14 protein-coding genes are annotated in these 12,404 nt (G+C 67.0%); 6 read left to right on the forward strand and 8 right to left on the reverse strand.

The features are described from left to right. Positions 1–139: 139 nt before the first annotated feature. Positions 140–523, reverse strand: coding sequence for a GntR family transcriptional regulator (locus AC5RUP_RS09905; RefSeq protein WP_493978542.1), 384 nt, complete (start codon positions 521–523; stop codon positions 140–142). A gap of 109 nt (positions 524–632) precedes the next feature. Here AC5RUP_RS09905 and AC5RUP_RS09910 point away from each other — a divergent pair, with 109 nt between their 5' ends. After that, a complete protein-coding gene (locus AC5RUP_RS09910) occupies positions 633–1,277 on the forward strand; it encodes an MBL fold metallo-hydrolase (protein ID WP_494153696.1) in 645 nt (214 codons plus the stop codon). Positions 1,278–1,400: 123 nt separating this feature from the next. Here the strand turns inward: AC5RUP_RS09910 and AC5RUP_RS09915 are convergent, their stop codons facing one another. From AC5RUP_RS09915 to AC5RUP_RS09940, 6 genes are all read right to left on the reverse strand, one after another. Further along, the gene (locus AC5RUP_RS09915; protein ID WP_494153703.1) at positions 1,401–2,396 is read right to left on the reverse strand and encodes a DNA topoisomerase IB; all 996 of its coding nucleotides are present in this window, start codon (positions 2,394–2,396) and stop codon (positions 1,401–1,403) included. Beyond that, complete coding sequence (locus tag AC5RUP_RS09920) at positions 2,360–2,803, reverse strand: hypothetical protein (protein WP_494131439.1); 444 nt, start codon at positions 2,801–2,803, stop codon at positions 2,360–2,362. Before AC5RUP_RS09920 ends, AC5RUP_RS09915 begins: the two co-directional genes overlap by 37 nt. Positions 2,804–2,978: 175 nt before the next feature. Further along, positions 2,979–3,230, reverse strand: a complete 252-nt coding sequence (locus tag AC5RUP_RS09925; protein WP_493999630.1) for a hypothetical protein — start codon at positions 3,228–3,230, stop codon at positions 2,979–2,981. 289 nt (positions 3,231–3,519) lie between these two features. After that, on the reverse strand, positions 3,520–3,726 hold the full coding sequence (locus tag AC5RUP_RS09930; protein WP_494091591.1) for a hypothetical protein: 207 nt from the start codon (positions 3,724–3,726) through the stop codon (positions 3,520–3,522). Between the two features lie 14 nt (positions 3,727–3,740). After that, positions 3,741–4,154 carry a CBS domain-containing protein gene (locus AC5RUP_RS09935; protein ID WP_494067750.1) on the reverse strand — a complete coding sequence of 138 codons (414 nt, stop codon included), beginning with the start codon at positions 4,152–4,154 and terminating at the stop codon, positions 3,741–3,743. Positions 4,155–4,404: 250 nt separating this feature from the next. Next, positions 4,405–4,623, reverse strand: a complete 219-nt coding sequence (locus AC5RUP_RS09940; protein WP_494153697.1) for a CsbD family protein — start codon at positions 4,621–4,623, stop codon at positions 4,405–4,407. 298 nt (positions 4,624–4,921) lie between these two features. Between AC5RUP_RS09940 and AC5RUP_RS09945 the strand changes: the two genes are divergently transcribed. Continuing rightward, complete coding sequence (locus AC5RUP_RS09945; protein ID WP_494153698.1) at positions 4,922–5,815, forward strand: glucose 1-dehydrogenase; 894 nt, start codon at positions 4,922–4,924, stop codon at positions 5,813–5,815. Positions 5,816–5,851: 36 nt separating this feature from the next. Here the strand turns inward: AC5RUP_RS09945 and AC5RUP_RS09950 are convergent, their stop codons facing one another. Then, complete coding sequence (locus tag AC5RUP_RS09950) at positions 5,852–6,628, reverse strand: trans-aconitate 2-methyltransferase (RefSeq protein WP_494153704.1); 777 nt, start codon at positions 6,626–6,628, stop codon at positions 5,852–5,854. A gap of 91 nt (positions 6,629–6,719) precedes the next feature. Here AC5RUP_RS09950 and AC5RUP_RS09955 point away from each other — a divergent pair, with 91 nt between their 5' ends. The 4 genes from AC5RUP_RS09955 (at position 6,720) to AC5RUP_RS09970 (ending at position 12,381) form a co-directional block, all read left to right on the forward strand. Further along, positions 6,720–9,269 (forward strand): DEAD/DEAH box helicase, encoded by a 2,550-nt coding sequence (locus tag AC5RUP_RS09955; protein ID WP_494153699.1) that lies wholly within the window; start codon positions 6,720–6,722, stop codon positions 9,267–9,269. Positions 9,270–9,383: 114 nt separating this feature from the next. Then, positions 9,384–10,562 carry a zinc-dependent alcohol dehydrogenase gene (locus tag AC5RUP_RS09960; protein ID WP_494153700.1) on the forward strand — a complete coding sequence of 393 codons (1,179 nt, stop codon included), beginning with the start codon at positions 9,384–9,386 and terminating at the stop codon, positions 10,560–10,562. Positions 10,563–10,591: 29 nt separating this feature from the next. Next, entirely contained in the window at positions 10,592–11,086 is a 495-nt protein-coding gene (locus AC5RUP_RS09965; protein ID WP_494153701.1) for a GNAT family N-acetyltransferase, read from the forward strand. 38 nt (positions 11,087–11,124) lie between these two features. Beyond that, positions 11,125–12,381 carry an alpha/beta fold hydrolase gene (locus tag AC5RUP_RS09970; protein ID WP_494153705.1) on the forward strand — a complete coding sequence of 419 codons (1,257 nt, stop codon included), beginning with the start codon at positions 11,125–11,127 and terminating at the stop codon, positions 12,379–12,381. Positions 12,382–12,404: the final 23 nt, after the last annotated feature.

Genomic DNA, 12,404 nt, shown 5'->3' on the forward strand with positions numbered 1-12,404 from the left:
CGGTATCTACTCTAATCGAAAATTCGTTCGAACTTGTATTACATCGGTCACGGCGGACAACCCCTGCGGACAGCAGACGTCCGCAAATGCGGCCTCCGCTGGCTGCCGCCAGCCCGCCGCTTCACCTACTGGATGCGGCCTACTTGATGCCGTGGCGCTCCAACGCGGCCTTGGCGGCGGCGAGTGCTTCCTTGCCGCCGATCCCTTGACCGTGAACGGCACGGGCGAACGCTTCGGCGGCATCGCCCAGTTGTTGGCGGGCCTTGCCGGCTCCGGCGCTGACCACGGTACCGGCCCGGCCGTGGGTTTCCACCCGCCCGGCAGTTTCAAGCTCCCGGTAGGCGCGTGCCACGGTATTCGGGACCACACCCAGATGATCGGCCAACCGCCTGACGGGCGGCAGCTTCGTACCCACCGGGAGTTCGCCGGCGTCGGCCGCTTCAATGATCCGCAGCCTCAGCTGCTCGAAGAGCGGCACGGCGCTGTCGCGGTTCATCCGCCAGTCAAACTCACTCGCTTCCATCGCCTGCGCCCGCTCCTCGTCGTGTCCGCAGCACCGCGCTGCCTGTCCGCTGCTACAACCAGAATGACATCCTGAGCCGTCCGGGTCGACTGTCGGTAGGCTGGGAAGCATGTTGCTTCACGAAGATCCTGCAGTCACAATCCGCGGTATTTCCGTTTCCGAGATGGACAACAACGTCTATCTGCTGACGGACAAGGCTTCCGGCACCCAGGTGTTGATTGATGCCGCCGATGACTTTCCGGCCATCCGGCAACTGCTGCGCGAGGGCGCCGCGGATGCCGGGCGGCCGGCCGAGGTTGCCCTGATCGTGACCACGCACAGCCACTGGGACCATGTCCGGGCCCTGCCGGAGGCGGTGGCCGCTACCGGCGCCAAAACGGCGGCCGGCGTGGAGGATATTCCGCAGATCGAGGTGCGGACCGATGTTGCCCTCGAGCATCAGGACGTCGGCCGGTTCGACGGATTCTCGTTGGAAGCCATCAAGCTGCGCGGGCACACGCCGGGATCCGTGGCGCTGCTCTACCGCGCACCGGAGGGTCCCCCGCACCTGTTCACCGGAGATTCCTTGTTTCCGGGCGGGCTGGGCAACACGCAGCAGGACCCGGAGCGGTTTGCCACCCTCTTCAACGATGTAACCGAACGGGTGTTCAACTACCTGCCCGACGACACGGTGGTCCATCCGGGCCATGGCGCCGGGACCACCCTCGGGGCAGAGCGGCCCCATCTGGACGAGTGGAAATCCCGCGGCTGGTAAACGCATCAACCCCGACAGACGTGGACGTTGGGGGGAATCCCGCCTGCCGGGGCTCTCTAATTCTAGCGCCGCGGGCTGCTTTAGCTCCCTTGTCACCCGACGAAGGATGGCAGGCTGCCCCTGTCAGGCCAGGAAGGACGGCAGGCTGCGTTCCGCCGCGGAGTAGGTTGCGGCGTCCGGGATCTGTCCCGCCATGAAGCGGTCCACGAGCCGCGGATCCACGTACGACTTGCGGGCCACGGCGGGCGTATTGCCCAACCGCTCCGAGACGGCGTGCATGGCTGCGACCACGGCCTTGCGCCGGCCGGTGAGATTCGGCTTGCCGTTGTAGCCGGCCAGTGCCACGGCGGCCGTTACCGTTCCCTGCCACGTCCGGAAATCCTTGGCACTGAACTCGGGCCCGCAGAGTTCGTGAATAAACTCGTTCAACTCCGACGCGGAAAGCCCCGACCAGTCTCCGGTGCCGTTGCGGTAACCGATGGCCGGATCGTCGGCCTTCAGGGTCCGCACCGCCGCCAACTGGACGGCAATGTCCGGATCCTTCAGTTCCACGTCCCACTGCAGCCCGCTCTTTCCGGGAAAATGCAGCCGGACGGTCTCTTCCCGCACCTGCACGTGGCGAACCAACAACGTCGTCACCCCGTAGGAACCGTTGTCTTCGGCGTAGACTTCCGAGCCGATCCGCAACGACGCGCTGTCCAGCAGGCGGAAGGCAACGGCACAGGCCACCTGGCGGGTACGTTCGCCGGACCTCAGCAGCCTCGTCACCTTACGGCGCGCGGTGGTCAGGGTGGCTCCGAACGCCAGGGAGCGGTCGAACTTTTCCCGATCCCTCAGTTCCCGCCAACGGGCATGGTAGATGTATTGCCGCCGCCCGGCGTCGTCGGTTCCCGCGGCCTGGATATGCCCATTGGGTGCCGGGCAAATCCACACATCCGACCACGCGGGCGGAACCGCCAACGCCTTGATCCTTCGGAGCTCGTCCCCGGCAGGCCTCGAACCGTCCGGGTTGCGGTAGGAGAACCCCGCCCCGTGGCGCCGGCGGGTGATGCCGGGTGCACGGACGTTGCTGCGCCTTAGCCTCAGATGGGCACCTCCATCTTGAATCCGCAGCTGCAGCGAAGGATTTCAACGTTGACCCGCACGGTCGGGAGCGGCCCGGTTTCCGGGGAGCCGGCATCCACGGGATCAACGATGGAGTGGTCGATGCGTTCCACCGGCTGCATCGGCTCCCCGCAGTGCATGTAGCCATCGGCGCCGAAATCGATTCCCACGCTCTCGGATTCCGTGGCCGGTACCTTGAAGGTTTCGTGCCCGTAATAGCCGTCGCAGCGGCTGCACCAGTAGCTGACGTCCCATCGCGGCAGTGCGGGCGCCCCGGCCTGCGGCGGCAGCAGCGTTACGGCATCGAAGACCAGGTACTCGTCGGTGCTGCAGGCGGTGCACGAGGGGTCGGGCAACGCGCTTCCCGGTTCCCGGTCCTTGTCCTGGCCGGCATGGGCACTTGAACTGTCATTGGCAATCATGATCGTCTGCCCTTCCAATCTGCATCCCACTATTGATAAGCATACTGTTTGTAACCCATCATACTGAGGTTGGAAGAGCAGCATAAGCGCCGCGGCGGCGTCCCCGGAAGGGTGTACGGCCGCCCGCGGCACGGCCCGCTTGGATCAGCCGGCAAGGGAGTCGCCCCGGGCAGACCTAGCTGGTGCCGTCGTACAGCGAGTCCGGCGGTTCGCCCCCTGGTTTGCCGTACAGGCCGCGGACCCGCCGCTTGCTGGCCTGCAGCGCGTCCCTGCTGTCGCGCCGGTCGAGTTCGACGCGCAGCTCCTCCAGGCGGAACTCGGTCTCGGGATCGGCCGCGCCGAACTGGATGCTTTCCCGCTCGAGCTGGCGCATGGCCCTCCCGTACAGCGCCAGCAGTTCGGGGTCGCCGAGGGGAGCCAGATCCATGGGAAATTCGTCGGCGGGTGACAGATGGCGGTGCCGCATCAGTTCCGCCCCAACCCAATAGAACCCCCTGCATACCGACCGGCATCGGACCTGTCCATGCGCAGCCTCCAGATAGCCCGGGAGCCGATTCGGCCCCAACTGCTGCGAGCTTACAAGCGCTTCCCCCCTCCGGCAACGAATGACTTTATTATCGCGCCGGCACGATTAATTTTACGCCTGAGTCTTGACAGGCGGCAGCCCGGGATGGCGTTGGCACCCCGGGCACCCGTCCGCCGGCGCGGCAGGATGATTATTCGTCGTAGCGTTCTTCCCGGATGGTTCCGAACGGGACCTCCTCGGTCGCCATGGCTTGCACTTCATTGGGGAGGAAGCGCACCAGCACGCCGCGATCGCCCTCGGCAGCCGATTGCTTCAGCACCGGCAGGATCGCGTCGGCCTGGGTGGGCTCACATCCGGCCAGGTACTTGGCATACGCCTCCGGCAACTGCTCCGACATCTCGGCCGCCGGGATCAGTAGGAGATGAACTCGACCAGTTCACCCACCCGGTCTTCCGGATAGTTGCGGGCGACATCGGCCTGGCTGAGTATTCCCACTAGATCATGTCCATCGATCACCGGCAGCCGGCGCACCTGATGGTCCTGCATGGTTTTAATGGCCTCTTCGATGCTGTCATCCGCGCCGATCGTCACCGGCTTGCCCTGGCCCAGTTCGCCCGCTTTCACCTCGCGCGGATCCCGCCCGTCGGCCAGGCACTTGACCACAATGTCGCGGTCGGTGACCATTCCCTTAAGCCTGTTGTCCTCACCGCATATGGGCAACGACCCCACGTCGAGGTCGCGCATTTTTTGCGCCGCCAGCTCCAGCGTCTCGTTCTCTCCGATGCATTCAACACCACCGGTCATGATTTCCCTTGCGGTTGTCACGGATATCAGTCCCTTCAGGTAGTTCGAGCCGCTTCGCGCACCGTCCAGCCAGCAGGGACGAGCACGCCAAGCCGATTTATAAGGTTACTTACAATTACCACAGGGGGCGGGGGAATTGAAGGGCGGCCGGCGCCTCCCCCGCCTCGGACGTCGGATTTGCGCCCATCCCCTTGGCCGCCGGGCACCGCTTTAAGCCACGGAGCCCCCGTGAACCAGCGGCTCACGGGGGCTCTGTGACAAAGGAACCGGATCAGCGCCTGGCGCCGCCTTCGGTGTCGTCGGCAACACGGTCGGCGTCCTCATTCAGGTGGGCCTTCGCGTCGGCCATCTTGTCCTTGGCCTCGCCCTCGACCTGCTGGCCCTTGCCCTTCAGCTGCTGGGACTTATCATCCCTTGCCTCGCCGACGGCTTCGTTGACCTTGCCGGTCACCTTGTCCTTCGCAGCATCGAACTTGTCGCCCATACCCATATCAGCACCTCTTTCGGTTCAGGTTTTCCTACAGGTCCAGTCAGACTACCCCGCCGCGGGCCAAGTAGAAAGCTTGCTGACCTTAGGGTCTCGGTTCGCCGTCGGCTGACCCTTCGAGCTTCGGAATCCTCACGGGAGGACCGACAGTTGCCCGGCTGTACGACCCGATGCGCGACAGCGTAGGGTGGCAATACGATCAGCATACTGACCATACCGGCCGCCCCGGCCTCGCCTTCCATCGAGTGGAGCACCAAGTGTTGGCGGAGCCTTCGCAGCGGCCGCTAGAAGGGAGCCAGACATGACGGATCAGTACACCTTCCAGAATCCGGTAGACCGATTTCCCAGCATCTCGCCGCCCAAACAGAGCCAGCCGGAGCCCGGGCTGGACCAAGAGCTGGAGCCCGAGACCGACCGGGGCGAAGAGTCGTACCGCGGCACCGGCAGGCTGACCGGCCGCAAGGCCCTGATCACGGGAGCGGACTCCGGCATCGGCGCCGCCGTCGCCATCGGATTCGCCCGCGAGGGAGCCGACGTCGCCCTCTCCTACCTCCCGGACGAGGAATCCGACGCGCGACACGTCGCCTCGGTCATCGAGCAGGATGGCCGGAAGGCGGTGCTGCTTCCGGGCGATATCTCCGATGCCGAGGCGTCCCGCGAACTGGTCGCCAAGGCGGTGGAACAGTTGGGCGGGCTGGACATCCTGGTCAACAACGCGGGGCGCCAGATCGCTGTCGAGAAGATCGAAGACATCAGCGACGAACAGTTCGAGGACACGTTCCGCACGAATGTCTTTGCCATGTTTTGGATCACCAAGGCCGCCGTGCCGCACATGCCGCCCGGCTCGACGATCATCAACACGACGTCGGTCCAGGCCTACAACCCCTCGCCGGTCCTGCTGGACTACGCCTCCACCAAGGCGGCCATCAACAACTTCACCAAGGGTCTGGCGCAGCAGCTGGCAAGCCGCGGCATACGGGTCAACGCCGTAGCCCCCGGCCCCTTCTGGACCCCGCTGCAGGTCAGCGCGGGACAGCCGAAGGAAAAGCTGCCGGAGTTCGGCAAGAACGTGCCGCTCGGCCGCGCGGGGCAGCCCACCGAACTGGCGCCGGCCTACGTCTACCTGGCCTCGCCGGAGTCGAGCTACGTTTCCGGCGAGACGCTGAACGTCAACGGCGGAACGCCCACGCCCTGAGGCGGGGTACGTCCAGCGCGCAACCGGCGGCCAGGTTCAGCCGAGCTTGCGCCCCACCGCGAAGATCCGGCGGAATCCGAACACGGTTCCGTCTTCGGATTCCGGGTAGGCGTCGCGCAGCAGCGTTGCGTACTCGGCTTCGAACTTGGCCGCTTCTGCCGCCGGCAGGGCGGCCAGGACGGGGCGCAAGCCGGTCCCCCTGACCCACTCCAGCACCGGATCCGGCCCGTGGAGCAACTGCTGGTAGGTCGTTTCCCAGACGTCCGGGTCACAGCCTTCGTCCGATAACAGCTTGAGGTAGTCCTCGGGTTCGGAGACCGCGTCCTCGTGGCGAAGCACCCCGTCCAGCCGGCGGTGCCACCGCGGCGAGCCGGCGAGCGCACGCATGAGCGCGTGCGACGGCGCGGCAAAGTTGCCGGGTACCTGCACGGCGAGCCAACTGCCGGGCTTCATGGCGCGCAGCCAGGAACGCATGAGGTCCTGGTGCCCGGGCACCCACTGCAGCGCGGCGTTGGACACCAGCACATCCAGCTCCGCCGGAGGGGTCCAGGTCCGGATATCCCCGGTCACGAACGATAACCTGGCTGAGGTGTGCTGCTGCTGCGCCTGCCGAATCATCTCGGGCGAGGAATCCACCCCGGTGACGCTGGCGGCGGGCCAGCGGTCGGCGAGCGCCGCCGTCAGGCCGCCCGGGCCGCAGCCCAGATCCACCACCACCGCGGGATCGTCGGCGGCGATCCTTCCGGTCAGGTCAAAGAACGGCCGGTCGCGGTAGCCGGCGAATTCCACATACTTCTGCGGGTCCCAGTGCATGGGCAGTACGTTACGCCACGCTCCCGCCGGGGCTGCGCACCGCTGGGTGCCCGCACGGCGCGGCTCGCCCACCGCATAAGCTGGAAACAACATGAATCTTCTCCAGCTCCTGCCGGGCACCGGCACTGCCTCAGATCCCGACGACGTCTACACCTGGTTCACCGAGTGGGTCGAATCCCGTGGCATGTCGCTCTACCCTGCCCAGGACGAGGCCGTCATGGAACTGGTCACCGGCAACAACGTCATCCTGGCCACCCCCACCGGGTCGGGGAAGTCGTTGGTCGCGATCGCGGCCCACTTCCACGCCATGTCCACCGGGACGGTCAGCTATTACACGGCACCCATCAAGGCGCTCGTGTCGGAGAAGTTCTTCGCCCTGTGCGACATCTTCGGACCGGAGAACGTCGGCATGGTCACCGGCGACTCGGCGGTCAACCAGGACGCCCCGATTATCTGCTGCACCGCCGAGATCCTGGCCAACATCGCATTGCGCGAGGGCTCCGCCGCGGACCTTGGCACGGTGGTCATGGACGAGTTCCACTACTACTCCGACCCGCAGCGCGGCTGGGCCTGGCAGGTGCCGCTGCTGGAACTGCCGCAGGCGCAGTTCCTGCTGATGTCCGCGACGCTGGGCGACGTGACCCGGTTCGAAAAGGAACTCACCGACCTCACCGACAGGGCGACGGTCACCGTCAGTTCGGCCGAACGCCCCATTCCGCTGCATTACTACTATGTGCAGACCAGCGTGCAGGAGTCGCTGGAGGAACTGCTCACCACCAGGCAGGTTCCCGTCTACGTGGTGCACTTCAGCCAGTTGGAAGCCATAGAGCGTGCCCAGAACCTCATGAGCATCAACGTCTGCACCCGCGAGGAGAAGGACCGAATCGCGGAACTGATCTCCGGTTTCCGGTTCGCGGCCGGCTTCGGCAAGACCCTTAACCGCCTGGTCCGGCACGGCATTGGTGTCCACCACGCGGGCATGCTGCCCAAATACCGCCGGCTCGTGGAGCAGTTGGCGCAGGCCGGCCTGCTGAAGGTCATCTGCGGCACCGACACCCTGGGGGTGGGCATCAACGTGCCCATCCGCACCGTGCTGCTGACCGCCCTGAGCAAGTACGACGGCGTGCGCACCCGCCTGCTCAATGCTCGCGAATTCCATCAGATCGCCGGTCGCGCGGGCCGGGCCGGCTATGACACGGCGGGTACCGTCGTCGTGCAGGCCCCGGAACACGTGGTGGAGAACACCAAGGCCATGGCCAAGGCGGTGGCCAAGTTCGGCGATGACCAGAAAAAGCTGCGCCAGGTGGTGAAGAAGAAGCCGCCGACCGGCTTCGTGAGCTGGGGCGAACCCACCTTCCACAAGCTGGTGGAGAGCGAACCCGAACCGCTGACGTCCAGCTTCACCATCAGCCACGCGATGCTGCTGAACATTCTGGAGCGCCCCGGGGACCCGTTCGCCGCCGCCAAACGGCTGCTGACGCGCAACCACGAAACACGCTCGTCCCAGCTGAAGCTGATCAAGAAGGCACTGGGCATTTACCGGGAACTGGTGGTTTCCGGCCTGGTGGAACGCCTGGACGCGCCGGACGAGAACGGGCACCTCGTCCGGCTGAAGGTGGAGCTGCAGCCGAATTTCGCGCTGAACCAACCGCTTTCCCCGTTCGCCGTGGCCAGCCTGGACCTGCTGGACCCCGAAGACGGCGGCTACGCACTGGACGTGGTCTCCATCATCGAGGCCACGCTCGAGAAGCCCCGCCAGATCCTGTCCGCGCAGGAGAAGAAGGCACGCGGCGAAGCCGTGGCTGCGATGAAGGCCGACGGCATCGAATACGACCAGCGGATGGCCCTGCTGGACGAGGTCACCTACCCGCAGCCGCTGGCCGAACTGCTCGAGGCCGCGTTCGAGACCTACCGCCACGGTGCGCCCTGGCTGGGCGACTTCGAACTCGCGCCGAAGTCGGTGATCCGTGACATGTACGAGCGGGCGATGAATTTCGGCGAGTTCGTGCAGTTTTACGGGCTGGCCCGCAGCGAGGGCATAGTGCTCCGCTATCTCACCGACGGCTACAAGGCGCTGCGGCAGACCGTCCCGGCCGAGGCCCTGCGCGAGGATCTGGCCGACATCATCGCCTGGCTGGGCGAGCTGGTGCGGCAGGTCGACTCCAGCCTGCTGGACGAGTGGGAAGAACTCGCCGCGGGCAAGGGCGCCGCGGATCTGGCGGCCGAGCACGCCGCCGAGTCGGTGTTCACGCAGGAGCCGCCGAAGCTGACCGACAACATCCGGGCCTTCCGTGTCATGGTGCGCAACGAGTTGTTCCGCCGGGTGGAGCTGTTCGCCGAGGAGCAGGAAGAGGAACTCGGTGCTCTGGATGCCGATGCGGGCTGGGACGCCGACCGCTGGGCGGACGCGATGGATGCCTACTACGAGGAGTACGACGACCTCGGCATCGGGCCCGATGCGCGCGGACCGGCGCTGCTGATCATCGAGGAGCAGCCGGCCGTCTGGAAGGTGCGGCAGATCTTCGATGACCCCGCCGGCAACCGGGACTGGGGCATCAGCGCCGAGGTGGACCTGGCCGCCAGCAACGAGACGGGAGCGGCCGCGGTCCGGATTCTCGACGTCGGCCCGGCCGGCGGCTGACGCCGGCGGCGTCCGCTTGCGGGCGGTTGGCAGCAACCCTAGGGTGGTAAGCACACTTACCTTCCGCGGGGCGCGGCCTGCGCTCCCCCGGGCGGCGCGACAGGGGGGACAATCGTGAAAGCACTGACCTGGCAAGGCAAACGGAAGCTGAGCGTCGAGCAGGTCCCGGACCCGGTGCTGCGGGAACCCACCGACGCCATCATCAGGGTCACCTCCACCGCCATCTGCGGGTCCGACCTGCACCTCTACGAGCTGTTCGGCCCGTTCCTGGCGCCCGGCGACGTCCTGGGCCATGAACCCATGGGGATCGTCGAGGAGACCGGCAGCGCCGTGCCGGGGCTCAAGCCCGGCGACCGGGTGGTGGTCCCCTTCAACATCGCGTGCGGGCGCTGCCATATGTGCAGCCGGGGGTTGCAGTCGCAGTGCGAAACCACGCAGGTCAGGGACAAGGGTTCAGGCGCCGCACTGTTCGGCTACACCGAGCTCTACGGCTCGGTTCCGGGCGGGCAGGCCGAGTTCCTGCGCGTCCCGCACGCGGACTACGGCCCCATCAAGATCGAGGACAGCCAGGCGCCGGACGAGCAATACCTGTTCCTCTCCGACATCCTCCCGACCGCGTGGCAGGCAGTGGCCTACGCCCAGGTTCCCGACGGCGGCACGCTGGCAGTTTTCGGGCTCGGGCCGGTCGGCCAGTTCGCCGCCCGCATCGGCCGCCACCTGGGCCACCGCGTGATCGGGATCGACCTCGTTCCGGAGCGGCTGGACATGGCCCGCAGGCACGGCATCGAGACCTTGGTGTGGGGACCAAAGATCGCCGACGAACTGCGCGACGCGACCCAAGGCCGCGGTCCGGAGTCGGTGGTCGACGCCGTCGGCATGGAGGCGCACGGCGCGACCGCGGCGGCCACCGCACAATTCGCCGTCGGGCTCCTCCCCGACCCCGTGGCCAGGAAGCTGATGTCGACGGCAGGGCTCGACCGCCTCTCCGTCCTGCACGCGGCGATCGACGCCGTGGCCCGCGGCGGCACCATCTCGCTGTCCGGGGTCTACGCCGGCCAGGCGGACCCCATGCCGATGCTTACGCTCTTCGACAAGCAGGTGACGCTGCGGATGGGCCAGTGCAACGTCCGGCGCTGGATCGACGACGTGCTGCCGCTGGCGGCCGATCCGGCAGATCCGCTCGGCGTCGGCGACCTGGTCACGCACACGGCCCCGCTGGACCAGGCCCCGGAGATGTACGAGAAATTCCAGAAGAAGGACGACGGCTGCATCAAGGTGGTGCTCAAGCCGTAGCGCGCGCTCCGGGACGCTAGGCTTTTGTCATGTCTGTGATCCGCCCGGCCGACGAAGCCGATGTCCCCGTCATCCTCGACCTGATCCGCGACCTGGCCGTGTACGAGAAGGAACCGGACGCGGTCAAAACCACGCCGGAACAGCTGCAGGACGCCCTGTTTTCCGCCCGGCCGTCGGTCTTCGCGCACGTCGCGGAAGACGACGGCGGCGTGCAGGGTTTCGCCCTCTGGTTCCGGAACTTTTCCACGTGGGAGGGTGTGCACGGCATCTACTTGGAGGACCTGTATGTCCGGCCCGAGGCCCGCGGACGGGGGTACGGCAAGGCCCTGCTGCAGACGCTGGCCAGCCACGCGGTGGCGTCCGGGTACGCCCGGGTGGAGTGGGCGGTACTGAACTGGAACCGCCCGTCCATCGACTTCTACCGCAGCCTCGGCGCCCGCCCCCAGGAGGAATGGTCGACGTTCCGGCTGGCCGGCGACGCCCTCGCCTCGTTCGGCTCGGGTGCCGGCCGGGTGAACCCGTGACCGGACACCGGGTGACCGGAACGCACCGCATCCGCGGCATGAGGACGGCCGGGTATTTCTTCGACGTGCCGCTCGACCATGCGGATCCGGACGGCGAAACCCTCGAAATTTTCGCCCGCGAGTATTCCTCGCTGGAACACGACGACGGCGCCGCGGCACGGCTGCCGTGGCTGCTGTTCCTGCAGGGCGGGCCAGGCGGCCGCGGCAACCGGGTGACGTCGTTGTCCGGCTGGATGAAGGAGGCGGCCAAGACCTTCCGCATCCTCATGCTGGACCAGCGCGGCACCGGCCTCTCCTCCCCCGTGAACCGACAGACGCTGCCGATGCGCGGCGACGCGGCGGCGCAGGCGGCGTTCCTGGCACATTTCCGTGCGGACTCGATCGTGCGCGATGCCGAGCTGATCCGGCAGGAACTCGGCAGCGGACCGTGGAGCGTCTTCGGGCAGAGCTACGGCGGCTTCTGTGCGCTGACCTACCTCTCCCTCGCACCCGAGGGGCTGCGGGAAGTGCTGATCACCGGCGGCCTGGCCCCGCTGGCGGGAGGAGCCGAGCAGGTCTACCGGGCCACGTTTCCCCGGGTGGAAGCACGCAACCGCGAATACTTCGCCCGCTACCCGGAAGACCGGGCCCGGGTCACCGCCGTCGCACGGCACCTTGAAGCGGTGCCCGAATACCTGCCGTCCGGCGAGCGCCTGACCACCGGCCGGTTCCAGATGGCCGGGTCGTTTTTGGGCGGCAACACCCGGATCGACGCCCTGCACTACCTGCTGGAGGACGCCTTCGTCCCGACACCGTCCGGCCAGCGGCTCTCGGATGCCTTCCTGGAGCAGGTCTCCGCGCTGGCGAGCCGTGCGTCCAACCCGCTCTATGCCCTGATGCACGAATCCATCTATGCCCAGGGCGAAGCGACCGGCTGGGCCGCGTGGCGCGTGCTCCGGGACTTCCCGCAGTTCGCCCCGGAGGCGGACGAGCCGCTGCTCACCGGCGAGATGGTCTATCCCTGGTACTTCGAGCAGGACCCGGCCCTGGTTCCGCTGCGGGAGGTGGCCGAGCTGCTGGCGGCGAAGTCGGATTGGCCGGCCCTCTACGACCCCGACCGGCTGGCGGGGAACAGTGTCCCCGCCGCCGCGGCCGTCTACCGCGACGATATCTATGTGGAGCGCGGCCTGTCGCTGGAAACGGCCGCGCAGGTGAAGGGGCTGCAGGTCTGGGAAACCGGTGAGTTCCATCATGACGGCATTGCCGACGACGGCGAGGCCGTCTTCCGACGCCTGCTCGGCATGATCCGGGACTAGCCGCCCACCATCACGGCTCCGCA

This window comes from Arthrobacter sp. Y3223151, assembly GCF_059091125.1.

What these genes read in the sequence shown, in the direction of transcription:
- AC5RUP_RS09905 (WP_493978542.1), bottom strand. Translation starts at nt 523, where the DNA reads ATGGAAGCGAGTGAGTTTGACTGGCGGATGAACCGCGACAGCGCCGTG.
- AC5RUP_RS09910 (WP_494153696.1), top strand. Translation starts at nt 633, where the DNA reads ATGTTGCTTCACGAAGATCCTGCAGTCACAATCCGCGGTATTTCCGTT.
- AC5RUP_RS09920 (WP_494131439.1), bottom strand. Translation starts at nt 2,803, where the DNA reads ATGATTGCCAATGACAGTTCAAGTGCCCATGCCGGCCAGGACAAGGAC.
- AC5RUP_RS09925 (WP_493999630.1), bottom strand. Translation starts at nt 3,230, where the DNA reads ATGGATCTGGCTCCCCTCGGCGACCCCGAACTGCTGGCGCTGTACGGG.
- AC5RUP_RS09930 (WP_494091591.1), bottom strand. Translation starts at nt 3,726, where the DNA reads ATGTCGGAGCAGTTGCCGGAGGCGTATGCCAAGTACCTGGCCGGATGT.
- AC5RUP_RS09940 (WP_494153697.1), bottom strand. Translation starts at nt 4,623, where the DNA reads ATGGGTATGGGCGACAAGTTCGATGCTGCGAAGGACAAGGTGACCGGC.
- AC5RUP_RS09945 (WP_494153698.1), top strand. Translation starts at nt 4,922, where the DNA reads ATGACGGATCAGTACACCTTCCAGAATCCGGTAGACCGATTTCCCAGC.
- AC5RUP_RS09950 (WP_494153704.1), bottom strand. Translation starts at nt 6,628, where the DNA reads ATGCACTGGGACCCGCAGAAGTATGTGGAATTCGCCGGCTACCGCGAC.
- AC5RUP_RS09955 (WP_494153699.1), top strand. Translation starts at nt 6,720, where the DNA reads ATGAATCTTCTCCAGCTCCTGCCGGGCACCGGCACTGCCTCAGATCCC.
- AC5RUP_RS09965 (WP_494153701.1), top strand. Translation starts at nt 10,592, where the DNA reads ATGTCTGTGATCCGCCCGGCCGACGAAGCCGATGTCCCCGTCATCCTC.
- AC5RUP_RS09970 (WP_494153705.1), top strand. Translation starts at nt 11,125, where the DNA reads ATGAGGACGGCCGGGTATTTCTTCGACGTGCCGCTCGACCATGCGGAT.